This is a genomic window from Devosia sp. 2618 (assembly GCF_040546815.1).
GTDB lineage: Bacteria > Pseudomonadota > Alphaproteobacteria > Rhizobiales > Devosiaceae > Devosia.
The window spans coordinates 3,491,926-3,515,260 of sequence record NZ_JBEPOO010000001.1 but is presented as its reverse complement, the minus strand read 5'-3'; the positions used below and the strand labels follow the sequence as shown (position 1 = coordinate 3,515,260).

The following is a 23,335-nucleotide window of genomic DNA, read 5'->3' as shown; positions in this document are numbered from 1 at the left end:
ACGCTGATTGTCAAGTTTATGGTTACGGCGGGCTTGTGCCCGCCCCGTCTATGTTACGCTCACCGCAAAGTCCTTGCCGCGCCATTCGCCGCGTTCGTGGAAATAGGGGGTGAAGCGCACCGTGCCGAATTCCCGGATCAGGGCTTTGTCGAGCCTCACCCCGTGCAGGCCAAAGCTGGTCGGCGCCGAGTGGAAATCGCGGATATTGAACCAGTTGCCATCACCCAGATGCAGCAGGAATGGCTCGCTGAATTCCACCAGCACGTCCTTGTCGACGGGCAGGGTGGTGAATGACGAGCTTTCGCGCCAGTTCCAGCACCCAGCATTGGGCACCTTGCCGGCATAGCGCTCTTCGATCTCGGTAAAGCTCTCGGTTGCGCGCCCCGTCGCAAAAGCCGCCAGCAGTTTTAGGAACTCGCCATGCGCCCAGACCAGCGGCATGGCGCTGCCGGTGGGTTTGCCCGGATAAAGCCCACGTTCCTCGATCGGCTCGACGTCCCAAATCTGTTCGGGGATCAGCCCGCCCGAGCCAACCATCCGGTTCATCGCTTCAAGATATTGCAGGGGGTCTTCCCCCGCCAACACGGCGTAATGCCCACGCTCGCCGGTCAGCAGCGGCCACAGCCGCCCAACCCCGGTACCGTTGAACGGCGCGCCATTTTCATGCTCGCCATAGCCGTCGCCATTATAGCGGTAGAACGACGGTCCACTTGGCGTTTCCCGCCGCAGCAGCGTATCGACCAGCTTGACCGTCTGGGTGATGCGTTTGTCCTGTGGATCGCGCAGGCCCATGCGCACCAGATACAAAAACTCCATGCCAATCAGCCCATTGGCCGGCACCAGCCCATGCGCCACATTGCGGCGGTTGATCGAGCCAGCCAGCCCGCCATCGGCTGGTCGCGGCGACATGCGCACATAATAGCCGTCGATCCCGGCATCGGCTGCAAACGGCCCCGCCTGCGCATAGGTCCATTCTTCGGTCCGCTCGTTCCAGCTATCGGCCAGAGCCAGCAGATAGTCTCGTTCGGCTTCCTCGAAATAGTCGGTCGACACCACCAGCGCGCAGATCAGCACTGCCAGCGTAAAGGGGCTCGCGCCCGCGTTTTCTTCCCACCGGTCCTGATCGCTCATCGGTCCGTTGCGCACGATAAAGCCGATGGCCTGCCGCACCATGGTCTCTTCGGGTTTGGAAAAAGTCAGGTGCCCCGCTGCCCGCAATTTGGCCGCGAGAAGCACCGGCAGCGCCACCTCGTCGAGCTGTTTGCCGGTCCAATAGCCATGCCCGTCCGGGAAATAGTTCTGCGCCCAGCTGCCATCCGCCGATTGCGTGCCGATCAGGTAATCGAGCGTGCGCCCTGCATCTTCGAGCTTGCCCACGGCGATCATGGCAAGCGCCGCTTCCACCGTGTCGCGCGTCCAGACCAGATGGTAGCCGCCCGCATCGTCATGGCTGCTGCCCCATGGCACGCTAAGGCTCGCCACCACGGCACCCGCATAGGTGCGATCCTCATGCACCTTGATCACCACCGCCGACATCTGCGCCTCGCGCAGCATTTGCGGCGTCGTGTAGGGAATGCGCAGCGATGTCGTCCATTTGTGCCATTGGGTGATGAACAGCGTCTGCGTTTCGAGATAGTCATCGGCCAGCGACGAGCGCGACAGCGTCCGCGCCCCATCAAGGCTCTGCGCAAAACCGAGCGACAGCACCCCGCTATTGGCTGCCAGCTCGCCGGTCAGCGCCACATTGCCATCGCGGGCCTCGGGATACTCCCAGGTCATGGCGCCGTTCATGGTGAAGTCCTGCCACCCATCGGAAGTGCCGACATAGCCTGCGCTGGTGCGCGAAAAGCCCATATCGGCCCGCAGGCACATCGCTGTGTAACCGCTGCTGGCCGCCAGATCTTCCCCGGCCCACGCATCGTTGCTGGCCTCGGCATTAAGGTGTGGCGCCAGGATCGTCACCAGCCGCACGTCGTCGCCCGACAGGTCATAGCGGATCAACAGCGTGTCGCGCAGCGGATGGCACAAGAACTCAAGCTCGAGCCGATAGCCGAGACCCTCATGCACCACCTTGGGCAGCGGAACGGCATTGTCGGGCGTCGAGATCGTATAGTGGTTGGCGCGCTTGATTTCGGTCCAGCCGTCCGGCCCGACAACGATAAAGCCCAGATCGCGGATTTGCGGCGTGCCGGTCGAGGGCCAATAAACCTCGTTGACGATGCCGTGCCCTATGGTCGCCCACACCCGGCTTGAGCCCAGTGCGGTGGTCACCGCGTCCTTGTCGCTCGATGACCATGTGGGCGAAAGGCCGGGCGCACCGGGGGGAAGCTGCTGCTTGTCGATGTCCATGATGTCTCTCCGCCGGCGCGTTGCCCGGCGTCAGTTTAGCGCTGAACTTTGCCCCGGCTGCCACAGCCGAAACCCACCCTCAAAGGCCTTGTCATTGGAGCCACGCTCGCAATGTTCGGGCAGCGTCTTGAGCTTTTCGACATTGCCGCCGCCGATCACCACATAGTCCGGCTCCAGCGCCGCCGAGAGGCGCTTGACCACGTCGGTAACGCTTTCGCGCCAGCGCTTCAGCCCGCGTTTTTCAAGGCTGGCTTCCCCGACATAGTCCTCAAAGCTTTTGCCCTTCTTGTAGGGCAGGTGCGCCAGCTCCATCGGCTCGGGCACGCCATCGACGATCATCGCCGCGCCCAACCCGGTGCCCAGCCCCAAAAACAGCATGCGCCCGCCGTGATAGCTGCCCAGCGCCTGCATCAGCGCGTCATTGACCACTTTGGTCGGCTTGCCAAAAGCTTCCTCGAAGTCATAGCCGGTCCAGCCGGCGCCCAGATTATGCGGCTCCGCCAGCGGCCGGTTATGGGTCACCGGGCCGGGATAGCCAATCGAGACCCGGTCATAGGGCAGTCCTTCGGCCAGCTTCTTGACCGTGTCACACATGGCCGACGCCGACATCGTCATGCCCGACACGGCGCGGCGGGCCACGCCGCCCGCGCTGGTCAGGATTTTGACATGCGAACCGCCGACATCGACAGCCAGCACAATAGGCTCGTCGCTCATGGCTTGCTGTCCTCGGCGGGCTTTTCGATATGCCCGCCAAACGAATAGCGCATCGCCGACATCAGCCGGTCGGCAAAAAATGAGCCGCCGCGCGAGCTGAACCGATCAAACAGCGCCGTCGCGAGAACTGGAGCCGGAACGCCGGTGTCGATGGCTGCCTTGAGCGTCCACCGCCCTTCGCCCGAATCCGACACCCGCCCACCGAACGCCTTAAGGTCCGGATCGGTCTTGAGCGCATCGGCCGTGAGGTCCAGCAGCCACGACCCGATCACGCTGCCATGCCGCCACACTTCGGCAATCTCGGGCAGGTTGAGGTCAAACTGATAATATTGTGGTTCCGACAGAGGCGCCGTCTCGGCATCCGCGGCGCGGGTTTCCGTACCGGCATTGGCACCTTTCAAAATATTGAGACCCTCTGCATAGGCGGCCATGATGCCATATTCGATGCCGTTGTGGATCATCTTGACGAAGTGCCCGGCCCCGCTCGGACCACAATGGAGATAGCCTCGATTGGCCGGTGTCGGGCCGTCGCCACCGGGTGCGAGGCAGGCAAAAACCGGGTCGAGCCGCTGTACCACGTCGGTGTCACCGCCGATCATCAGGCAATAGCCGCGATCCAGTCCCCAGACGCCGCCACTGGTGCCCACATCGACATAGGCGATATTGTGCGGCCGCAACGCCGCCGCGCGGTCGATGGCTTCGCGATAGTTGGAATTGCCACCATCGATAATCGCATCGCCTGCCGACAGCAGCGGCGTCAGCTGATCGACCACCTTGCCGGTAATGGCGGTGGGCAGCATGATCCAGATATGGCGAGGTCCGCTGAGCGCCGCCACCATGGCCTCGACGCTGTTGACGCCAGTGGCCCCGTCCGCGACGAGCGCTGCAACACTGTCGGGGTTCACGTCATACACGACGCATTGGTGGCCATCACGCAATAGACGCCGCACCATATTGGCGCCCATGCGGCCGAGACCCATCATCGCTATTTGCATTTGCTTCGCCATAATTGTTTTCTGGACAGATAGTGACTGCAAAGCCCAAATAACCCAAGTCGTTTGAGCGGCGCAGTGTTTTCAAACGCCCCTCAACATTACAGGTTGCAAATCGACGCGGTTTTGTCTCGCGCCTCCCGTCAGGTCACAGCAGCGGGCCCAGCGTCGCGATGGCATTGTTCCACAGCCGCCGCTGCATTGGCCACGCCGCAACCGCCTCGGCCGTAATCGGCTTGGAATGGGCCAGATACTGCTCCTGCCGCTGCCGGATCGTCGCCGTCAGCTCGGCATCATAGATCAGGATATTGTTCTCGAAATTGAGCTCGAAACTGCGCCGGTCAAGGTTCGCCGAACCGATCAGCGTGATCTCGCCGTCCAGCGTGATCGACTTGGTATGCAGCAACCCGCCGACATATTCGTGGATTTTGACCCCGGCCCGCAGCAGGTCGGCATAATAGCTGTGGCTCGCCGCCGCCACGATCCACGAGTCATTGCGCTCCGGCAGGATCAGCGTCGTGTCGACCCCGCGATAGGCTGTAGCACACAGCGCGCTCTGCAGCCCTTCATCGGGCACATAATAGGGCGTCGTCACCACCAGCTCGCGCCGCGCGGCGAAAAACAGCGATTCAAACATTTCCGACATCGCGGAATAGCGCACCGTCGGCCCCGTACCGATGGCAATCGCCGGCATGGCCGTACCATCCGCCATGGGTTCTGCTGGCTCAAGATCTTCCAGATGCTGCCCGGTGGTCAGCGCCCAGTCGGCCGCAAACAGCGCCTGGTTCTGCCGCACGATGGGGCCTTCAAACCGCACCATCGCATCCACCCAGGGCCCAAACTTTGCCTTGGGCAAAAATTCGGGATCGGCGCAATTCTGGCTACCGCAGTAGGTCACCTTGCCGTCGATCACCACGATCTTGCGGTGATTGCGCACGTCGATGCGCCCGGTCCAGATCTGCAGCAGCGGATTGCCGATCGGCAGCGCATTGTGCAGGTCTACCCCCGCCGCCTTCATCACCCCCCAATGTTCCGAACGCACCAGCGCCCGCGATCCCAAATCGTCAGCCAGCGCCCGGCAGGTCACGCCACGCTTGGCCGCCCGGCCCAAAGCCGCCGCAACCTTGAGCCCATTGGTATCGGGCAGCCAGATATAGAAATCGACATGCACCTGCCGCTCGGCGGCATCGATATCGGCGACAATCGCGTCCACCGCCGCATTGGAATCTGCCAACAGCCGCGCCGAATTGCCGCCCACCGGCAGGAAGCCGTTGACCGACTGACCCAGCCGAAAAAGGTTGCGATGCCGGTCCGGCAATAGCGCTTCCACATCGCTTGGCCAGGGCGTCAGGGTCTGCTCCTCGCGGCGCAACCGGCGCTGGGCCCGCCCGGTGCGCACTTCACCCAGCAGCAGATAAGCCACGACGCCAATCACCGGCAACACGCCCACCACGACCAGCCAGGCAATGCGCGACGCCGGGTCACGATGGGGTCGCAGCAACACCCTGACACAGACCGCCAGCGTGATCAGGGGCATGGCGATGGTGGCTACAGTCCAGATCGTTGCAAGCATAAATGCCCTCCGCTCCGGTTTTGATCCCACAAAACAACCGGGATGCGAAGGGCGCCTTTGGTCAAATTGAATGACGGTAGCCAAAAATTGATCTGGAACTTCCAGCGCCAACCATCGTTGACCGACTTCCTGCGACTTGGAGACCGAAATGGCAGATACTGATAACGCGTCCGAAATTACCGATGCCCTCGAAAAGAAGATCACCGAACTTCAGGCCGAGCTGAAACACATCACCAATTCGCTCGCCGACAATGGCATCGATCTTTTGGAAGACGCCAAGGACGGCGCTGGCAAAGCGGTCAAGGCCGTCAAGCGCCAGGCAGCCGATGCGGCCGACCATGCCAAGAGCGAGGTCGCCGCGGTGGTTGAAACCGCCAAGGAAAACCCAACCATCACAGCGACCGTAATCACCGCCGTTGCGCTGGCCGGTTTTGCCCTCGGCCTGGTCTTTGCCTCCAGTAACGATAGCCATCGCCGCTGGTAAGCTGATCGGACACCGCCTCGGGCGGCGTCACGTCAAAACTCACGCTGTGAGCAAGGTCCGCATCCGCGGGCCTTTTCTTTGTGATCGCCTCCAATGGCTTCAACTGTAGCAAGGTATGAGGCCAGAAACGGAGCGACCCCGGCTATTGTGCATGAGCCGGGGTCATCCATGGGAGTTCTGGAGGTCGCAGGGGCAAACCTGCTGACATATTAACGCGGATTGTGGCGCCCGGTTCCCGAGCCCTTAAAAGCTAACGTGGCAGCGGCCGCAGCACTGGTGCCGAGATCACCGGCCCGCCAATGTGGTCGAGCACGCGACCACCGAGCTTTTTGGAGCCATCGGCATTGCGGTCAGCCGGGGTCGGCACCGTAACCAGATAGTGGATCGTGGTCCAGCCGACGCTACCGTTGTCGCGCTTCACGTGGCACCATTCGCCCTGGCAGGTGTCGACAAACAACAGCTCGCCGCGTGGCATCAGCGCGTCCACGGCATAGTTGGAGCCGGGGCCATTGCGCAGATAGACCTGAGCAACGGGCTTGGCAAAGGATGGGAATTTGCTTGGCTCATAGAGTTCGGCCTGAGCGGGAAGACTGACCAAAGCCACGCTCAAGGCGGTGGCAACGACGGCGGCGATGCTGAGTGCGCGAGACATGGTGTAGCTCCAGATTGATGTGAGAAGCGATTTGCTATGTCACGACAATGCTGCATTGGCGCTGAACCCGGTCTGAACGGCGCAGTCAGCTTTGGCGTCAGGGGATAGCATCCACCGCCAGCGCACAATTGTCACCGGCCTCGTTCCACACCACCTCGATGGTGGAGTGCGTGATGCCATAGTCCGCCAGTAGCGCAGCCTTCACCGCCCGCGTCACCGTCGCGGCATCCGCGCCCGATGTCAGCCCGATCTCGAGCGTCGCCACCGGCTTGCCCGAGGTGATCGACCACACATGCACGTGCCGCACGGCCTTGAGCCCCGGTACCTTGGCTTCGAGCGCCTTGCTCAAATCCTCGATCACCACATTGCCGGGCGTGCCTTCCATCAGAATATGCAGCGAATTGCGGAACAGGGCCCAGGCGCTGCGCAGCACCAAGAGCGAAACCAGCACGCTCAGGATCGGATCGATCGGCATCCAGCCGGTCAACCAGATCACGATTGCTGCCGTAATGGCCGCCACCGACCCCAGCAGATCGCCCAGCACATGCACCATGGCGCCGCGAATATTGACGTGCTCCTTGTCGGCGCGCGACAGCACGAAAAACACCACGACATTGACCACCAGCCCCAGCACGGCGACGACAAACATCGGCCCGGCCAGCACTTCATGCGGCGTCATGAACCGCTGCACCGCCTCAAAGGCGATCCAGCCCACCAGGACAAACAGCGTCACCGCATTGATCAGACCGGCGACCACTTCGAGCCGCATATAGCCAAAGGTCCGCTTGCTGTCCGACAGCCGCCGTCCGAAGCGGAACGCCGCCCAAGCGAGCAGCAGCGCCGCAGCATCGGTCAGCATATGCCCGGCATCGGCAATCAGCGCCAGCGAGCCCGACATCAGCCCGGCAATCACTTCGGCGATCATGAAGGTGAAGGTCAGCAAAAAGCCGATCAACACCACGCGCTCATTGCTCGCGCTCACCGCCGGCGCATGGCTGTGCCCCGCATGATCGTGCCCGCTGTGATCGTGGTCATGGGCTTCATGGTCGTGTTCTGCCCCGCCGGGCGCTGCATGATCATGCCCTGAATGGTCGTGATCGGCATGATCATGATTGTGCGAGGAATCGTGTCCGTGATCAGCTTCGCCCACCGTCCTGCCGCTCGTCGCCATCGTCATGCTCCATCAATATCAACATATGAATACATGTTCATATGTTTAGATCAAGGCAATTCGTTTGGCCGAGCCGTGTTCAGGCGTCGCTCTCGGCCTCATGGTCTTCCATGGCGTGCTCGATCATGTCGGTCAGCATATGCGCGATGTGCTCGTCCGCCGTCTGGTAGAACACCTGCCGGTTCTGTCGCGTTCCCCGCACCAGCCGCGCCCCGCGCAGCAGCCGCAAATGGTGGCTCACCAGCGATGGTGACGCATTGACCGTCTTGGCAATGTCGCCCACCGCAATCGGCGCCGGCAGGCAAGCCAGCAACACGCGCAGCCGCGTCGGATCGCCCAGCAGGCGATAGGTTTCGGCGATGACGGCAATCTGGCTGTCGCTGGGCGAAGTCATGGGCAAAAAACTCGTTGGGCTTGCTGCCCCAAGAGGTAAGGCGCTTTGCCCCAAACCGCCAGTGGCTGGCCGCGCGGGTTCTCCCATGCCAGACTGAGCCAAAAGCCCAAGGAGGATCCTCGATGAGTTTTCGCGCGCTGGTAACGGACAAGGCCGCTGACGGCACACTGACCTCGTCGGTGCAGCAGATCGACGACGCCCGCCTCCCCGACGGCGACGTCACCGTCGATATCGATTGGGCCGGCCTCAACTACAAGGATGGCCTCTGCCTCACTGGCGGCGGTGGCCTCGTCCGCAACTTCCCCCATGTCGCAGGCGTCGATTTCGCCGGCACCGTTTGCGAGAGCGCCAGTGATCGTTTCGCCGTCGGCGACAAGGTCGTGCTGACCGGCTGGCGCGTTGGCGAAACCCATTGGGGCGGCTATGCGCAACGCGCCCGCGTCAAATCCGAATGGCTCGTGCCGCTGCCCAAAGGCCTCTCCACCCGCGACGCCATGATCGTCGGTACCGCCGGCCTCACCGCCATGCTCGCCGTGGACCGCTTGGAACAGGCGGGTCTTAAACCCACCAATGGCGAAGTCCTCGTCACCGGCGCGGCTGGCGGCGTCGGCTCCATCGCCGTCGCGCTCCTCGCCCGCCTCGGCTACGACGTCGCCGCCCTGTCAGGCCGCCCCCAGCACGCCGAAGCGCTCAAGGCCCTGGGCGCCAAAACCATCATCGACCGAACCGAATTTCTCGCCCAATCCGACAAGCCCCTCGAAGCTGCCCGCTGGGCCGCCGCCATCGACAATGTCGGCGGGCGCCTCCTCGCCAAAGTGCTGGCGCAGGTCAAATATGACGGCCTCGTCGCCACCATCGGCATGGCCGGCGGCACCGACCTGCCCGCCACCGTCATCCCCTTCATCCTGCGCGGCGTCACCCTCATCGGCATCGACAGCGTCATGCGCCCGACAGAACAGCGTCTGGCGGCCTGGCAGAGGATTGCCGAAACCTTCGACATCGCCGCCTATGGCGGGTTGGTGGAGGAAATTGGGCTTGAACAACTGCCGGACGCGGCGCAGCACATTTTGGCGGGCGAGGTCAACGGCAGGATCATTGTACGGCCGAGTTAGGCAAAGAGTACCCCCTCCTAGCCTCCCCCTTTTCAGGGGGAGGCTAGGAGGGGGTATCCTATTCTTCTTCTATTCCTACACTTGCGATACCCTACCGATACCCAGCCGCCTGCAATTCAAACAGCTCCGCATACCGCCCCCGCAGACCCAGCAATTCCTCATGCGTCCCCGCCTCAAGGATGGCCCCATTCTCCAGCACCAATATCCGGTCCGCCATGCGCACCGTCGAGAACCGGTGCGAGATAATCACCGCCGTCTTGCCTGACGCCAGGCTCTTGAACCGCGAAAACACCTCGGACTCCGCCTTGGCGTCGAGCGCTGCCGTCGGCTCATCCAGAATGATCAGATCGGCATCGCGCATATAGGCCCGCGCAATCGCCACCTTCTGCCACTCGCCGCCAGATAGATCGCGCCCGGTCTTGAACAGCCGCCCCAACTGCTGGTCGTAGCCCTGCGGCAGCTTTTCGATCACCGCATCGGCCAGACTGCGCTCCGCCGCGTCGGCAATGCGGTCCATATCGTCCTGATCGTCGATCCGGCCGACCCCGATATTCTCCCGCGCGCTCAGGCTATAGCGGATGAAATCCTGAAAAATCACGCCGATATGGGCGTGGATGTCCGCAACGTTGAGGTCTTTGAGATCAATGCCATCGACGGTAATTCGCCCCTCATTGGGGTCGTAGAGCCGGGTCAGCAGCTTGACGATGGTCGTCTTGCCCGCGCCGTTCTCGCCCACCAGCGCCAGCGTTTCGCCCGCCTTGAGCGTAAAGCTCAGATGCCGGATCGCCCAGCCTTCGGTATCGGGATAGCGGAACCCGACATTGTCGAACACGATCCCCTGCTGGATCGGATGCGGAAACGGCTTGGCATTGGCCGGCGACAGGATGGTCGGCTCGATCTCGAAAAACGAGAACAGGTCGTCGAGATAAAGCGATTGCCCGGCAATCTGGGTAAAGCCGAGCAGGATCTTCTGGAACAGCCCGTTGAGCCGCAGGAACGATCCCGACAAAAACGCCAGATCGCCAATGGTGAAATCGCCGGTAATGGTCCGCCACACGATAAAGCCATAGGCGCCATAATAGGTCTGGGTCGAAATCGCCGAAAACAGCGCGCCCCAGGCCGCGCGTTGCGTCGAAAGCGCCCGGTTTTCGAGATAAATCGTATGCGCCAGCCGCTTGAAGCGCGCGATCAGAAAATCGCCCAGCCCGAACAGCTTGAGTTCCTTGGCCGTTTCGGGGCTCGCCCCGATATAGCGGATATATTCGAGCTCGCGCCGTTCTGGCGTCCGCCAGCGCGTCATGAAATAGGCCAGCGTATTGAACCGTGTCTCGCCCCAGATCGCCGGCACAAAGCTCAGCGGCAGCAACAGGATCAGCCACGGCGCATAGGCAAACAGGCCTGCCGCCAGCGTCAGCACGGTGATGATGTCCTGCGCCTGGCCAAACATCTGGCTCAGCAACTGATTGCGCCCCGCCGCCTGTCGCCGCGCCCGCTCCAGCCTGTCCTGATATTCCGCCGACTCGAAATGCATCAGGTCCAGCTTGGCCGCATGGGTCATCAGCTCGACGCTGACCGTATTGGAATGGAGTTCTGACAGGATCGAATCGACCAGCCCCGTCGCGCGCGAAATCAGGTCATTGACCAGCACCAGCGCCAGCTCGAGCCCCAGCAGCATGAACACATGGGTCAGCTCGCCGCTGCTCCACCAATCGGCAAAGCCGGGGCCGGGCGGCACAATCGCGGTCAGCCGCACCACTTCGTCAACGATCAGCTTGGCGGCATAAAGCACTGCAATCGGCTGCAGCGACGCAATCAGCCGCAATCCAATGCTGGCTGCCGTCAGGGGCCGGCTGGTCCGCCAGATTTGCGCCACCAGCCGACCGAGATGGCGCAGGTTGTCCAGCCGCTCGCGAAAGGTCGGGGCTTTATCGGGTGTCGGTGGTGGGCGGCGGCCCGGAAGGTCGGTCAACCGCTATGCCCTTCGTCCTTGAGCTCGGGCAATTTGCGCAGCGCCTCGGGCTCCACATTGCGCGCATCGTCAAGGCTGAGCAGCGGCACGCCCTTGAGAATCGGAAAGGCCAGCCGCGCCGCCACCGAAATCAGCTCCGATTTGTCCGCAGACAGCATCAGCCGCGTCTTGGTCAGCGGACACACCAGCATTTCGAGCGTCTTGACGTCGAATACATGGCGCGGATTGGGGGCGGGCGTTTCACTCATCATCAGTTCAGCGGCGACGCGCCCCCGCTGCCACCGCGGGCGATTTCATATTCGGTCATGGCGATCAGCGTTTCGGCACGCTGCTCCAGCGTCTGCGCTTCCAGCAAGACCTGCTTTTCGGCCGGACCATAGGGCCCCACCATGCAGCAGAAATTGACCAGATCGGCCGTGCCGGTTCGCTCGATTTCGTCCCAGTTCAGCTCAATGTTGGCAAACTCGGCATAGTCGCGCATCATCTTGACGAACCGCTCACGGTCGACGGCTTCCTCGCCATAGTCGCGGCTGAAATCGGTGACGAAATCCTCGGCCGCAATCACGCCCTGCCGATAGGGCGTCATCACCGTCAGCTCATGCGCCAGCCGAAACCGCGTCACGCCTTCAAGAATAATGAAGTAACGACCCTCGCCACTCTCCTCGAAATGCGTCAAGCGGCCCAGGCACCCTATCCCCTGCAAGGGGCTCCGCCCCTTGGGGCTTTCCTCTTCGGTATCCTCGGGCTGGATCAGCCCGATCAGCCGGTCGCCACGCAGGGCCGCGTCCACCATCTCGATATAGCGCGGCTCAAAAATATTGAGCGGGCGATGCGAGAACGGCAGCAGCAAGGCCCCCGAGAGCGGAAAGATCGGCACGGACTTTGGCAGATCGGCCGGTGAGGCAGGTCGCTTGAGCATGAGCGCTCCTTTAAGAGAACAGAGCCGCCGACAGCATGCGTCGGCCCTTGGCAGTCGCTGGGTCCTTGGGGCCCCAGGCGTCAAAGAATTCGAGCAGCTTCTTGCGCGCGCCGTCTTCGTTCCAGGTGCGGTCGCGCTTAAAGATCGCTACCAGCGATTCGGCCGCTTCCACCCGCTTGCCTTCGGCATTGAAGGCCAGAGCCAGGTCATAGCGGGCCTGATGATCGTCGGGGTTGGCCGCAACGGCCGCCTCCAGCGCTCCGGTTTCACTCAGATTGGCCGCTTCTTCGAGCAGGCGAATCGAATTGACCAGCGCGGTGTAAGCCTCGCCCTTGCGCCCCTCTTCCGGCACCATGTCGAGCGTGGTCTTGGCCTGCTCGGTTTCCCCAGCCGCCAGATAAACCTGCGTCAGACCGATCAGGGCATCCGCATCCTCGGGCTGATGCTGCAGCACCATGCCAAAAATCTGCGCCGCACGACCAAGATCGCCGGCCGCCAGCGCCTGATTGGCGGCAGCCAGCGCTTCGGCGATCTGGGCTTCCATCGAACCGGCTTCGGGCTCCTGCGCTGGTGCGCCGGCAATCACCTTGTCGGCAAAACGTCGCACCTCACCCTCAGGCATCGCGCCCATGAAGCCATCCACCGGCCGACCGCCCGAAAAGGCAAAGACGGCGGGAATCGACTGAATGCCGAGCTGGCCGGCGATCTGGGGGTTTTCGTCGATATTGATCTTGATCAGCCGAATCGCGCCGGCCTTCTCGTTGACCACTTTTTCGAGCGCTGGGGTCAATTGACGGCACGGACCGCACCAGGGCGCCCAGAAATCGACCAGAATCGGCGCTTCGAGCGATGCATCGATCACATCTGTCTTGAACGCAGCGTCGGTCGAATCCTTGATCAGGGCACCGGCAGGCACTGAAGGCTGGGGAGAAGCGGCAACGCCGTTGAACGGAGTGGACATGAGCAAACGAGCCCTCGAGGCTAGGCAAACAGGGAAATTCGGGGACCTTCTTGCGCCCGCGAACGGTGATGTGACAAGCCCCTCAATCCACAAGAAGACGACAAGATGACGATAGGGCCAAAATGTGGGTTGCAATCGGGCAAGTGATTGGGCATATAGCGCGTCGTCGCCGGACATCAAGTGTGGTCGGAGGCAACGGAGCGCGGGTGTAGCTCAGGGGTAGAGCATAACCTTGCCAAGGTTAGGGTCGTGGGTTCGAATCCCATCGCCCGCTCCAATCTTTCTTCGGGAAGAAACGATCAAAAGGCCGGACGCAAGTCCGGCCTTTCGTCGTTCTAGGCCTTGGTTGTTTTAGACGCAGGCTGTCGGACTATTCTTCTTCGTCTTCCGCGCCGTCATCACCCTCATCGCCCGAATCGTCGTCGCCATCGTCACTGTCATCGCTGCTGTCGTCATCGGCATCGTCTGACGCGTCGTCGGCTTCATCTTCGTCGGTCTGGTCGTCGGTGATTTCGTCCTCGGTCGATTCCTCGCTCACTTCCTCGGAAAATTCTTCGGAGGTGATGGTTTCTTCGATGATGGTCTCCGAGCTTTCATAGCTCTCGGTCAGCTCGACCGAATATTCCTCGTAGAATTCGGCATAGCTGAAGCTGGTCGACACCGACCACGACTGCCAGCTGGCGACGCTGGCAATGTCGATCACGGTTTCATAGAGCGCGAGGGTGATCACCGCATAAGCGCTTTGCAGCGTGCCGGCGCGATAGAAGTCGAAGTTGAAATCGGTGCTGCCTTTAACGATCCAATAATAGACCACCTCATCGAGTTCGATCGGATCGCTGATCTTGTGACCACGGACCGAGCTGATCACGTCGCCGGGCTCGACGCCCTGCGAGTCAGCCACGCCGCCAGGCTCGGTGGCCAGCACCAGCACGCCGGTCGAAGATGCATCAAGGTCGAACGCTGCGATGACATTGCTGTCGATTGGCAGCAGCACCGCGTCAAAGGCGCGCGACACATAGGGGCTGGGCAAAGCCACATCGCCCGTCAGGGCATAGGATGGCGTCGAATACATCAGCGGGGTCGCCGCCAGATGGGTAGCAGCGGCCAAAAGACCAGAGATTTCGCAAACTTGCGCATGCACATATCCATGTTTGAGTCAGACAATCTGACGCACTAGCGCTGTCGCATCGCCCTTCCGCCGTCCAGCGAAAAGTTTTTATTCCTATTTGCGTAGTAATGAGCCCCAAAGCGCGCGGCGATTTAACCTGCCGCCGCTACTGGTTTTTCTGCACGATGCAGTTGCCGCCCGCCACCAACAATTGTTGGCACAGCGCATTGGCGTCCTGCCGGGTCTGGCGGCCGATCATGGCTGAGAACCGCATGCTATTGCCAAAGGACGGGTTGCGGGCGCTGATCAGCATTAGCTGTTCGGCCCCGATGACGGCGCTGAACTTAGCCTGCGAAGCCTCAAAGCGCGACTTGGCCAGCTGGGCCGAGGCATTCTGCGCCAATAGCACCCCCCAGGGCTGCCATTCGGCGGGGCTCGTGGTGAGGTCTGGCGTGCGCACCGAGCGCGCCATGTCGAGGCACGCCGCCTGAAAATCCACCTCCTCGGCCAGCGCGTAATCCACCTCTTCGGGCGGGCTGCTTAACCACAGGCTCACCGGATGCCCGGTAATGATCATCACGAAATTGCGCGTCTCGCCCGGCAGTGATCCGCCACCATTGCTCACATAGCGCCCGATCCGCCCCTCGCCACCGTTATAGGCCGCCGCCGCCAGTCCCAGATTGCCAAATTTGAGTTCCAGAAACCGCAGATATTCCGCCGAGCGCGCCAGCGCCTCTGCCGGGTCGAACGGATCGGACAGGCTACGGATGCGCGCGGTGGAGGGCATGAATTGCGCAATGCCCTGCGCCCCGGCAGGGCTCAGCGCATAGGGATCAAACCGGCTTTCCTGCCAGATCAGCCGGGCCAAAAACCCTTCGGGCAATTGCCAATGCCGCGCATAGGCAGCAATCGCGGTGCAGACATCGGCCCGATAGCTGTCCTCTGCAATACAGATATCGTCCGCTCCCAACGCAAAACAGGTCGTCCCCTCCGGCGCCTGCGCCAAGACCGTCTGTGGCCCCATAAAGGGCAACAGCAGCGCCAGCCAGATCAGCAGCAGTATTTTCCGCACTTGCCACCCTGATCATTGGACAAAGGACTTCGAGTGTTCTGGGCACCCGTCCACCACTCTGCCCGAGGCGGACCAGCGTCACAACCGCTGCCCAAATCAACTTTGGACGCGGCGCCCACTTGTCTGTTGCAGACACTTCACGATTTCGATTTTCTAGGACGACCTGTGAGGCCGCCATGTCGCTGACCCTTTATCTCCATCCGCTCGCTTCGTTCTGCCACAAGGTCCTGATCGGGCTCTATGAGAACCAGACCCCGTTTGAGGCGAAGATCGTCGATTTTGGCGATCCCGGCTCCGCCTCCGCCCATATCGAGCGCTGGCCGGTCGGCAAGATCCCGGTGCTGCACGATGCCCGCACCGACCGCATCGTGCCCGAAACCAGCATCATCATCGAATACCTGCAGCAGCACTATTCCGGCCCCGTGCCGCTGCTCCCGACCGATCCTGACCACTTGCTCGACGTCCGCCTCTGGGATCGCTTTTTTGACCTCTATGTTAGTGTGCCGATGCAAAAGATCGTCGTCGACCGCATCCGGCCAGAAGGCGCCAATGACCCGCATGGCGTCGCCGAAGCGCGAGCAAGTCTCGATACTGCCTATGCCATGCTCGAAAGGCAGCTGGTGGGGCACCAATGGGCAGTCGGCGACCAGTTCACCATGGCCGATTGCTCTGCCCTGCCGGGCCTGTTCTTTGCCGGGATCGTCCACCCCTTCGCCAAGGATCAGACCAACCTCGCCGCCTATTTCGAACGCCTGCTGCAGCGCCCATCGGTGGCGCGCGTCCTGGTCGAGGCGCGGCCCTATTTCCAGTTCTTCCCCTATGTCGAAGCTATGCCCAAGCGCTTCCTGGGAGAGGATTGATGCAGGACGCCCCGACAAAACACCGGATCTATGCCGTCAGCGTCGCCAGCGTTTATCCGCACTATCTGGCCAAGGCCGAAAAGAAGGGTCGCACCAAGGCCGAGGTCGACCAGATCATCTGCTGGCTCACCGGCCACACTCAGCAATCGCTTGATGCCGAACTGGCGCAAAAGACCAATTTCGAGGATTTCTTTACCCAGGCCCCGCAGATGAACGCGGCACGGTCGCTGATCACTGGCAGTATTTGCGGCGTCCGCGTCGAAGAGATTGAACCTTCGACCATGCGCGAAATTCGCTACCTCGACAAAATGGTCGATGAGCTGGCCAAGGGCAAAGCCATGAGCAAAATCCTGCGCAGCTAAGAAAAAGGCCGGACACAAAGCCCGGCCTTTTCATGACTTATGGCAGCGTGTGCCCGCCAGTGCGGAACAGCCGATACCATTCCTCGCGCGTCAGGGGCACGCTCGAACCGGCAGCGGCGTCCTTGACGCGACCGGGATTGGTCGTGCCCAGCACCACCTGAATGTCGGCGGGATGGCGGGTGATCCACGCCACGGCAATGCCGGTCGGCGTCACGCCATATTTGGCGGCCATTTCGTCGATGGCGTCGTTGAGGTCGGCGAAATTTTCGCGGTCGCCCAGAAACACCCCGTCAAAAAACACCTTCTGGAACGGCGACCACGCCTGCAGCCGCATATTGTTGAGCCGCGAATAATCGAGCAGCCCGTTATCGCGCGACACCGACTGTTCCAGCCCCGCCATATTGGCCGCCACGCCCTGCGCAAACAGCGGCGAATGGGTAATGCTGAGCTGCACCTGATTGGCCACCAGCGGCTGGTTGAGCGCTGATTTCAGCAGCTCGATCTGCCCCGGCGTATGGTTGGATACGCCGAAATTGCGCACCTTGCCGGCCGCATGCAGCTGGTCGAACGCCTCGGCCACTTCCTCGGGCTCCACCAGCGTATCGGGGCGGTGCAGCAGCAGCAGATCGAGATAATCGGTCTTGAGCGCGGCCAGCGATTCATCGACCGTCGCCAGGATATGCTCCTTGGAAAAGTCGAAATAGCCTTTGCGAATACCGACCTTGGACTGAATGACGATCTGCTCGCGCTGCGCCGCATCGAGCTTGATCGCCTCCCCAAAGCGCTTTTCGCAGAGATGGCGCTCGCCACCATAAATATCGGCATGGTCGAACACGTCGACACCGGCATCGCGCGCCGCGCCGAACAGCGCCTGGATTTCGCCATCGCTCATCTTGGCAATGCGCATCAGCCCGAGCACCACGCTCGAAACACGGCGATCGGTATGGGGCAACTGATAGGTCTTCATGCTTGGCAATCCTCCGGCGAATCCTCTGACAAGAGGATACCCCCACCTAGCCTCCCCCTGATAGGGGGAGGAACCTGCCCGGCGAATTTTACGCCATGCCGCCCCAAACTCGATCTGATCCCTCCCCCTTTTCAGGGGGAGGCGAGGTGGGGGTATTCTTTCTACCCTTGCGAGCTCTCACCCAGCCCCAAATACCCCACCAGTTCCCTCGCTGCCGCAGCCCCCGCCCGGTTCGCCCCAACCGTCGAGGCCGATGGCCCATAGCCCACCAGATGCACCCGCGGATCGCGCGCCACCTGCGTGGCCAGCCGCCCCGTCATGGTAATGCCGCCGCTTTCCTCGCGCAGTTGCAGCGGCGCCAGATGGTCAAGCGCGCTGCGAAACCCGGTGCACCACAGGATCACATCCACATCGAGCACCCGCCCATCGGCCCAGCGCACCCCGGTCGGGGTGATTTCGCTGAACATGTCCTGCCGCTCCAGCACGCCGCGCTGCCGCATCGCCTCGATGGCTGGCGTCATCGGCAGGCCCGTCACCGACACGACCGAATTGGGCGGCAGTCCTGCCCGCACCCGCTCTTCCACCAGCTTGACTGCCGCGCGCCCCGCCTCCTGATCGAACGGCCCTTCGCGAAAGTGCGGCACGGTCCGCGTCACCCAGCTGGTGCGCGTCACTTGCGAAATCTGGTCCAGCAGCTGGATCGCCGAAATGCCGCCACCCACCACCAGCACATGCTGGCCGGCAAAATCCTCGGCCCGGTGAAAATCATGGGTATGCAGCTGCCGCCCCAAAAAACGCTCGCGCCCCGGATAGTCCGGAATGAACGGCTTTTCCCAGGTGCCGGTCGCGTTGATCACCCCGCGCGCCGAAAACAGCCCGCGATCGCTTTCAATACGCAGCCGCTCGCCTCGGTCACACACGACGTTGACCGTCGTCGGTCGAAGCACCTGCAGTCCGAAATGCTCCTCATAGGCGGCAAAATAATGCGGCACCGCCACCGATGCCTTGACGCTGTCATCGCCCCCGGCGCTCTCGGCAAAGCTCATCCCCGGCAGGTCGTGCACGCGATTGACCGTCGATAGCGTCAGCGATGGCCAGCGATACTGCCAGGCCCCGCCCGGCTGCGGCGCCCGGTCCAGCACCAGAAAGTCTTTGCCCGGCACGAGGCCGAGTTGTTTGAGATGATAAGCCGAACTCAGCCCAGCCTGACCCGCGCCGATGACCACAATGTCGAGCTTGAGCGCCACGCGTGCGCCTTGATCCTGATCCGGCACTTTCGCCCCCAGCTACCTGCCAATCCATGTAAGCTCGCACCATCGGCGGGGCAAGCGAGGCAACTTCTGGAGGTCTTGCGTGTTCTGTCTGGCGCAAGGAGCCCAACGCTATGGCACACGTGACCTATGACATCGTCGAACATGATGGCGGCTACGCCTACAAGGTCGGCGCCGTCTTTTCCGAAACCTTCCCCACCCATCAGGCGGCCCATGACGCCGCCGCCGCAGCAGCCCGCCGCCAGCAGGTCGGCGGCCGCGACGAAGCCATCCAATACCAGGACAGCACCGGCGCCTGGCACGAAGAACAAGCCAATGGCGGCGACCGCCCCCAGACTGACGTCGAAGATGATCTGAAGGACTGAGGGCACCGCGCCCTCGACATCCACGGCGCTGCCCTCGGACTTGATCCGAGGGTCTCCCACCTTCCGGCACAAGTGATGAATGGTCCTCGGATCAAGTCCGAGCACAGCGCGGTAGATACCGCATCAACGTCGATTTGAGCAGCGTCCGCGCATCAAGCGCTCAGTCGAGCCCCGCCACCACCTTCTCCATGGCGGTAAAGTAAGCAGGCCAGGCATAGCTGGCGCCCTTGAACGCTTCTTCCTGATCGGGCCGGAAGCCTTCCTGCTCCATGCGCAGATGGGTGCCGGAGCCAGTGGCCGTCAGCGTCCAGGTGACGACGCTTTCCAGCCCAAACGCGGCCCAGCTATAGGCCAGCGTCTTGTTTGGCTCGACCACCTGCACCTGGCAATCCACCCCACCCCAATCGGCGTTGAAACGGAATTTCTGCCCCGCCACCGGCGCAAAGTCGGTCTGCATCAGCCATTCGGCGATCAGATGCGGCTGCGTCAGCGCGCGCCAGATTTTTTCGGGCGGATGGGCGATCTCGCGTTCAACAATCACCGAACGGATGGCGGGCACAGAATTGCTCATGATGCGGTCCTCGCAGACAAAGTCAGGCGGATAGATTGAGCGCCACGGCGGCGCGGATCAGGGTCTTGAACGCGTCCTCGTCGATCACGTCGCCTTCGCGAAAGTCGATGGCGCGGCGCGTATTGCCCTCAAGGCTCGAATTGAACAGCCCGCTCGGATCGGCCAACGTTGCGCCCTTGGGGAACGTCGTCTTGACCGCCGCCTTATAGGCTTCGCCGGTGCAGATAATGCCGCCATGCGACCAGACGGGGTTGGACCATTTCCATTCCTCGACCACGTCGGGATCGGCCTCACGGATCAGCCGTCGCACCTGCGCCAGCATGTCGCCGCGCCAGCCACCCAGCGTTTCGATCCGCGCATCGATATTGTCCGATGCCGAAAGGTCTGCGTCCTTGCTCATCTCAAAAACCCTGTCGCGTCTAAAGCTTTTCGCCCGGCAAAAGGCTGGCCTGCATCACCCAGTCGGCAAACTGGGCCTCGTCGAGCGCGGCATCTTCATAGATATCGAGATAGCGCACCAGCTTCTGCTTGGACGTCCCGGGCGGCAGCGGATCAAGCTCCGCGCCCCGGTTGAACGACACTTTCACGTATTTGGTGAAACAGTGAAAGCCGAGGAAATAGTGGTGCTCGGTCATGCCATACATCGGCGTGTTCCACTTCACCGCCTTGAGCACATCCGGCACCGTGCGGCTGATAACGGCATCGACCTGCCGCCCAACCCGCTCTTTCCAGCCCGGCATGGCGGCAAGATAGGACTCCACCACTGCCTCGCCATAGCCCAATGGAATTTGCGGATTGCCGCCCGATAGCAGCACGACATCTGGCTTACTCATTGGTCCATCCTTTTGAGCAGGTCTTCAAGGCGGTCGATCCGGTTTTCCCAGAACGCCGCCATCTCGCTGGTCCAGTCGATCAGCGGACTGAGCGCGCCAAGCTGGGCAGAGTAATGGGTATTGCGCCCCTCATGGCGGTCGTGCACCAATCCGGCTTGCTTGAGCACCGCCAGATGTTTGGACACCACCGGCTGCGACACCCCAGCCTGCGCCGTCAGCCCGCCCACCGTGATCTCGCCCTCACGACACAACCGCTCAAAGATCGCCCGCCGCGTCGGATCGGCCAGCGTTCTGAACAACAGGTCCTGTGGGGACGACGTCTGCAACAATCCATACCTCGTAGGCTATGGATTAAACGTATAGCTGTGCGGGTATGGGTTCGTCAACAGGATTGGTTCCACGCTCTCGCCTCTATCCCGCTCACCACCCGAATAGCCGGCTAGGTGGGGGTACTCTTTAGATCCCTGCCCCCTGCGCATCAAACAGATGGATCCGCGCCGGATCAATATACGCCGAAACCGTCGATCCAAGCTCAACCGGCCGCTGCCCCTCCAACACGATACCGATCGTCTGCAAGTCCGCCGTCGTCGCATAGACCACGGTCTGGCCGCCCAGGTTTTCCACCAGATCGCCCCACACCTCGGCCGCGCCGGCCGCATGAATCGGATTTTCGCCCATCACATCTGCGACTGGCTGGTCCCCACCAAGGACATGCTGCTCGATCGCGGCATGATGGGCGATGGCGTTATCGATCTGCCCGCTATCCGCCAGATGATCGAGGAGGCAGGCTTTTTCGGCCCGCAGGAAGTCGAGATTTTTTCGCAGGACAATTGGTGGAAACGCCCGGGAGATGAGGTGCTTGCCGTCATAAAGGATCGTGTCGCCACGGTCTGCTGAAAAGCAAAACCCCCGGGACCAGCCCAGGGGTTTTTATGACGCCGCGCCGATATTAGCTGCGATTGTAAGACAGTGTCTGGCAAAGGATCACCGCGCGGCAACCCTGGATATTCATCGTGTCCGGACCGGCCTGGGTCACGGTCGCATCGGCGCTGATGCCGCCGGCCGAAAGCGAGCCCTTCCACTGGCCAGGGGCAGTCTGCTTGGCCTGCATCACCTGCTTGCCGACAAAGGCCAGGTTTTCTGGAGTGGCCGACTTACCCTTGAGGCTGGTCAGCGTGCCACACAGGTCGGTGCCGCTGTCGCCGCACAGCTTGAACGAAAACGATGTGCCGAACGAATCGACAAAAGTGCCGTTCGGGCCACCGGCACCCTGTGCCATGACCGGCACGGCGGTCGCAGCGCACAGGACGCCGATTGCAAAGCTTGTCTTCAAAATATTCATTACTGTCTCCACGCGAAAGCACCCGCCCAGGCCATCGCTCTCGGTTGTTGATGAGCACATAACGTATAGTTGGTGATCTAGTTGCAAATTATGATCAACGTCTAAAAGTCGAAGCAATTTCAATATGCGTCGATTGGGTGAACTGGTCCACCGCTACCAGATCGCTCATCGTATAGCCGCCCGCCACCAGTATTGCCGCGTCCCGCGCAAAGGTCCGCGCATCGCAGGCCACCATGACAACGGTTTTGACTTTGGACTTGGTCAATTCGCGCACCTGTGCCTCGGCGCCCGCACGCGGCGGGTCCAGCACAACGGCCTCATAGGGCAGCTCGAACTGGGTCAGGGGATCGCGGAACAAGTCCTTGGTCTTGGCCGTCACTTCGCGCAGGCCCTTGGTAAAGCGCCGCGCCTTGTCGAGCGCCGCAATACCGGCCCGATCATTGTCGGTCGCAAATACCGGCCGCTGCTCGGCCAGTCGCAGCGCAAACGGACCCATGCCACAGAACAGGTCTGCCACCGTCTTGGCCTTGCCCACGGCGTTCAGCACATAATCGGCCAAAACCTGCTCGGCTGCCGCCGTCGCCTGCAAGAAACTGCCAATCGGCATTTCCACCCGCGCCTTGCCCATTTCGATAATGGCCGGCTGCGCCTGCAGCACCAGCTCGCCATTGAGCGACAGGCGCGCCAGCTTGAAGCGGTTGACCAGCGGCGCCACGCGATCCTGCCGCGCCTGCTTTTTCTCGGTGCGGATGGCGACGTCGATACCGGTCAAGGTTGCGGTAAAGCTGACGTCGGACTCACCCACAGCCTGCATCACGGCCCGCGCAATATCGGGCGCCTTGGCCAGCCCTGGCACCAGAATGGGGCAGGCATCGAGATCATGCACCTGATGGCTGCGCAGCCGCATATAGCCCGCGCCCTCGCGCCGCGCATGCAACGTTGCCCGCCGCCGACCATCGCCGACCGCATCGATAAACCGGCTTACCTTCTGCTCGATGCCGGCAAAATGCAGCGGCGTTTCCACCAGCGCGATCTTGAAGGCCTCGTAGCTGGCGCGATCCATATGCTGCAGCTGACAACCACCACAGGACCCAAAATGCGGGCAGAGCGGCTCGGCCCGGTTCGGCGCTGCGCTGATAATGCCGCGCAGTGTGCCCCGTTCACCGTCCACATCGATTTCAACGCGCTCGCCCGGTAAAGCGAGCGGCACGAAAACCTTGCGGCACTCAATCTCTGCAACACCCTCGCCCTTATGGCCGAGGCTGGTAATGGTCGTGGTAATGGTCATGAAATT

28 protein-coding genes, 1 tRNA gene and 1 pseudogene are annotated in these 23,335 nt (G+C 61.9%); 7 read left to right on the top strand and 23 right to left on the bottom strand.

Annotated elements, in window-relative coordinates; translation table 11 throughout:
* Nucleotides 1-48: 48 nt before the first annotated feature.
* The 4 genes from ABIE28_RS17415 to cls form a co-directional block, all read right to left on the bottom strand.
* Nucleotides 49-2,349 carry a glycoside hydrolase family 15 protein gene (locus tag ABIE28_RS17415; protein WP_354065117.1) on the bottom strand — a complete coding sequence of 767 codons (2,301 nt, stop codon included), beginning with the start codon at nucleotides 2,347-2,349 and terminating at the stop codon, nucleotides 49-51.
* Between the two features lie 30 nt (nucleotides 2,350-2,379).
* Nucleotides 2,380-3,063 (bottom strand): ROK family protein, encoded by a 684-nt coding sequence (locus ABIE28_RS17410; RefSeq protein ID WP_354065115.1) that lies wholly within the window; start codon nucleotides 3,061-3,063, stop codon nucleotides 2,380-2,382.
* Nucleotides 3,060-4,058 (bottom strand): phosphogluconate dehydrogenase (NAD(+)-dependent, decarboxylating), encoded by a 999-nt coding sequence (gene gnd / locus ABIE28_RS17405; protein WP_354065113.1) that lies wholly within the window; start codon nucleotides 4,056-4,058, stop codon nucleotides 3,060-3,062. The genes ABIE28_RS17410 and gnd overlap by 4 nt, the downstream gene beginning before the upstream one ends.
* A 145-nt stretch (nucleotides 4,059-4,203) precedes the next feature.
* The gene (gene cls, locus ABIE28_RS17400) at nucleotides 4,204-5,628 is read right to left on the bottom strand and encodes a cardiolipin synthase (protein WP_354065111.1); all 1,425 of its coding nucleotides are present in this window, start codon (nucleotides 5,626-5,628) and stop codon (nucleotides 4,204-4,206) included.
* Between the two features lie 148 nt (nucleotides 5,629-5,776).
* Here cls and ABIE28_RS17395 point away from each other — a divergent pair, with 148 nt between their 5' ends.
* A complete protein-coding gene (locus tag ABIE28_RS17395) occupies nucleotides 5,777-6,112 on the top strand; it encodes a hypothetical protein (protein ID WP_354065109.1) in 336 nt (111 codons plus the stop codon).
* Nucleotides 6,113-6,362: 250 nt separating this feature from the next.
* Here ABIE28_RS17395 and ABIE28_RS17390 read toward each other — a convergent pair whose 3' ends face one another.
* The 4 genes from ABIE28_RS17390 to ABIE28_RS17375 all read right to left on the bottom strand — a co-directional run bounded on the left by ABIE28_RS17390 (nucleotide 6,363) and on the right by ABIE28_RS17375 (nucleotide 8,329).
* Nucleotides 6,363-6,764, bottom strand: coding sequence for an SH3 domain-containing protein (locus ABIE28_RS17390; RefSeq protein WP_354065107.1), 402 nt, complete (start codon nucleotides 6,762-6,764; stop codon nucleotides 6,363-6,365).
* A 97-nt stretch (nucleotides 6,765-6,861) separates the two neighbouring features.
* Nucleotides 6,862-7,746, bottom strand: a complete 885-nt coding sequence (locus ABIE28_RS17385) for a cation diffusion facilitator family transporter (protein WP_354065105.1) — start codon at nucleotides 7,744-7,746, stop codon at nucleotides 6,862-6,864.
* Nucleotides 7,743-7,874: a hypothetical protein gene (locus tag ABIE28_RS17380; RefSeq protein WP_354065104.1), complete on the bottom strand. Its 132-nt coding sequence runs from the start codon at nucleotides 7,872-7,874 to the stop codon at nucleotides 7,743-7,745. The genes ABIE28_RS17385 and ABIE28_RS17380 overlap by 4 nt, the downstream gene beginning before the upstream one ends.
* Before the next feature lie 140 nt (nucleotides 7,875-8,014).
* The gene (locus tag ABIE28_RS17375; protein WP_354065102.1) at nucleotides 8,015-8,329 is read right to left on the bottom strand and encodes an ArsR/SmtB family transcription factor; all 315 of its coding nucleotides are present in this window, start codon (nucleotides 8,327-8,329) and stop codon (nucleotides 8,015-8,017) included.
* 122 nt (nucleotides 8,330-8,451) lie between these two features.
* Here ABIE28_RS17375 and ABIE28_RS17370 point away from each other — a divergent pair, with 122 nt between their 5' ends.
* Nucleotides 8,452-9,441, top strand: a complete 990-nt coding sequence (locus tag ABIE28_RS17370; RefSeq protein ID WP_354065100.1) for an MDR family oxidoreductase — start codon at nucleotides 8,452-8,454, stop codon at nucleotides 9,439-9,441.
* 91 nt (nucleotides 9,442-9,532) lie between these two features.
* On the opposite strand, the gene ABIE28_RS17365 is transcribed toward ABIE28_RS17370, so the two are convergent.
* Genes ABIE28_RS17365 through ABIE28_RS17350 form a run of 4 tightly spaced genes read right to left on the bottom strand, consistent with a single transcriptional unit; the run spans nucleotide 9,533 to nucleotide 13,290 of the window.
* Complete coding sequence (locus ABIE28_RS17365; protein ID WP_354065098.1) at nucleotides 9,533-11,410, bottom strand: ABC transporter ATP-binding protein; 1,878 nt, start codon at nucleotides 11,408-11,410, stop codon at nucleotides 9,533-9,535.
* Complete coding sequence (locus ABIE28_RS17360; protein WP_354065096.1) at nucleotides 11,407-11,658, bottom strand: Trm112 family protein; 252 nt, start codon at nucleotides 11,656-11,658, stop codon at nucleotides 11,407-11,409. The genes ABIE28_RS17365 and ABIE28_RS17360 overlap by 4 nt, the downstream gene beginning before the upstream one ends.
* A 2-nt stretch (nucleotides 11,659-11,660) precedes the next feature.
* Nucleotides 11,661-12,329, bottom strand: a complete 669-nt coding sequence (locus ABIE28_RS17355; RefSeq protein WP_354065094.1) for an LON peptidase substrate-binding domain-containing protein — start codon at nucleotides 12,327-12,329, stop codon at nucleotides 11,661-11,663.
* 10 nt (nucleotides 12,330-12,339) lie between these two features.
* On the bottom strand, nucleotides 12,340-13,290 hold the full coding sequence (locus tag ABIE28_RS17350) for a tetratricopeptide repeat protein (RefSeq protein ID WP_354065092.1): 951 nt from the start codon (nucleotides 13,288-13,290) through the stop codon (nucleotides 12,340-12,342).
* Nucleotides 13,291-13,492: 202 nt separating this feature from the next.
* Between ABIE28_RS17350 and ABIE28_RS17345 the strand changes: the two genes are divergently transcribed.
* Nucleotides 13,493-13,567, top strand: a tRNA-Gly gene (locus ABIE28_RS17345).
* A 93-nt stretch (nucleotides 13,568-13,660) separates the two neighbouring features.
* Here ABIE28_RS17345 and ABIE28_RS17340 read toward each other — a convergent pair.
* Both ABIE28_RS17340 and ABIE28_RS17335 read right to left on the bottom strand, forming a co-directional pair.
* Complete coding sequence (locus tag ABIE28_RS17340; protein WP_354065090.1) at nucleotides 13,661-14,398, bottom strand: PDZ domain-containing protein; 738 nt, start codon at nucleotides 14,396-14,398, stop codon at nucleotides 13,661-13,663.
* 166 nt (nucleotides 14,399-14,564) lie between these two features.
* A complete protein-coding gene (locus ABIE28_RS17335; protein WP_354065088.1) occupies nucleotides 14,565-15,470 on the bottom strand; it encodes a lytic transglycosylase domain-containing protein in 906 nt (301 codons plus the stop codon).
* A gap of 176 nt (nucleotides 15,471-15,646) precedes the next feature.
* Between ABIE28_RS17335 and ABIE28_RS17330 the strand changes: the two genes are divergently transcribed.
* On the top strand, nucleotides 15,647-16,330 hold the full coding sequence (locus tag ABIE28_RS17330; RefSeq protein WP_354065086.1) for a glutathione S-transferase family protein: 684 nt from the start codon (nucleotides 15,647-15,649) through the stop codon (nucleotides 16,328-16,330).
* Nucleotides 16,330-16,692, top strand: a complete 363-nt coding sequence (locus tag ABIE28_RS17325; RefSeq protein WP_354065084.1) for a DUF2200 domain-containing protein — start codon at nucleotides 16,330-16,332, stop codon at nucleotides 16,690-16,692. Before ABIE28_RS17330 ends, ABIE28_RS17325 begins: the two co-directional genes overlap by 1 nt.
* A gap of 37 nt (nucleotides 16,693-16,729) precedes the next feature.
* On the opposite strand, the gene ABIE28_RS17320 is transcribed toward ABIE28_RS17325, so the two are convergent.
* The gene (locus tag ABIE28_RS17320; protein ID WP_354065082.1) at nucleotides 16,730-17,659 is read right to left on the bottom strand and encodes an aldo/keto reductase; all 930 of its coding nucleotides are present in this window, start codon (nucleotides 17,657-17,659) and stop codon (nucleotides 16,730-16,732) included.
* Between the two features lie 161 nt (nucleotides 17,660-17,820).
* Nucleotides 17,821-18,933, bottom strand: a complete 1,113-nt coding sequence (locus ABIE28_RS17315) for an NAD(P)-binding domain-containing protein (protein ID WP_354065080.1) — start codon at nucleotides 18,931-18,933, stop codon at nucleotides 17,821-17,823.
* Between the two features lie 110 nt (nucleotides 18,934-19,043).
* Between ABIE28_RS17315 and ABIE28_RS17310 the strand changes: the two genes are divergently transcribed.
* Complete coding sequence (locus ABIE28_RS17310; RefSeq protein WP_354065078.1) at nucleotides 19,044-19,295, top strand: hypothetical protein; 252 nt, start codon at nucleotides 19,044-19,046, stop codon at nucleotides 19,293-19,295.
* A 160-nt stretch (nucleotides 19,296-19,455) separates the two neighbouring features.
* Here the strand turns inward: ABIE28_RS17310 and ABIE28_RS17305 are convergent, their stop codons facing one another.
* The 5 genes from ABIE28_RS17305 to ABIE28_RS17285 all read right to left on the bottom strand — a co-directional run bounded on the left by ABIE28_RS17305 (nucleotide 19,456) and on the right by ABIE28_RS17285 (nucleotide 21,377).
* On the bottom strand, nucleotides 19,456-19,866 hold the full coding sequence (locus ABIE28_RS17305) for an SRPBCC family protein (protein ID WP_354065076.1): 411 nt from the start codon (nucleotides 19,864-19,866) through the stop codon (nucleotides 19,456-19,458).
* A gap of 22 nt (nucleotides 19,867-19,888) precedes the next feature.
* Nucleotides 19,889-20,266: a DUF1801 domain-containing protein gene (locus ABIE28_RS17300; protein ID WP_354065074.1), complete on the bottom strand. Its 378-nt coding sequence runs from the start codon at nucleotides 20,264-20,266 to the stop codon at nucleotides 19,889-19,891.
* 19 nt (nucleotides 20,267-20,285) lie between these two features.
* Nucleotides 20,286-20,699: a DUF1801 domain-containing protein gene (locus tag ABIE28_RS17295; RefSeq protein WP_354065072.1), complete on the bottom strand. Its 414-nt coding sequence runs from the start codon at nucleotides 20,697-20,699 to the stop codon at nucleotides 20,286-20,288.
* Nucleotides 20,696-21,025, bottom strand: coding sequence for an ArsR/SmtB family transcription factor (locus ABIE28_RS17290; protein WP_354065070.1), 330 nt, complete (start codon nucleotides 21,023-21,025; stop codon nucleotides 20,696-20,698). The genes ABIE28_RS17295 and ABIE28_RS17290 overlap by 4 nt, the downstream gene beginning before the upstream one ends.
* Before the next feature lie 130 nt (nucleotides 21,026-21,155).
* The gene (locus ABIE28_RS17285; RefSeq protein WP_354066490.1) at nucleotides 21,156-21,377 is read right to left on the bottom strand and encodes a hypothetical protein; all 222 of its coding nucleotides are present in this window, start codon (nucleotides 21,375-21,377) and stop codon (nucleotides 21,156-21,158) included.
* Between ABIE28_RS17285 and ABIE28_RS17280 the strand changes: the two are divergent.
* A pseudogene (locus ABIE28_RS17280) lies at nucleotides 21,294-21,596 on the top strand (TIM barrel protein); the annotation flags it as partial. The gene ABIE28_RS17285 and the pseudogene ABIE28_RS17280 sit on opposite strands and share 84 nt — an antisense overlap.
* A gap of 52 nt (nucleotides 21,597-21,648) precedes the next feature.
* Here ABIE28_RS17280 and ABIE28_RS17275 read toward each other — a convergent pair.
* Together ABIE28_RS17275 and ABIE28_RS17270 are read right to left on the bottom strand one after the other, a co-directional pair.
* The gene (locus tag ABIE28_RS17275; protein ID WP_354065068.1) at nucleotides 21,649-22,041 is read right to left on the bottom strand and encodes a hypothetical protein; all 393 of its coding nucleotides are present in this window, start codon (nucleotides 22,039-22,041) and stop codon (nucleotides 21,649-21,651) included.
* Nucleotides 22,042-22,135: 94 nt separating this feature from the next.
* On the bottom strand, nucleotides 22,136-23,329 hold the full coding sequence (locus tag ABIE28_RS17270) for a class I SAM-dependent RNA methyltransferase (protein ID WP_354065066.1): 1,194 nt from the start codon (nucleotides 23,327-23,329) through the stop codon (nucleotides 22,136-22,138).
* Nucleotides 23,330-23,335 lie beyond the last annotated feature (6 nt).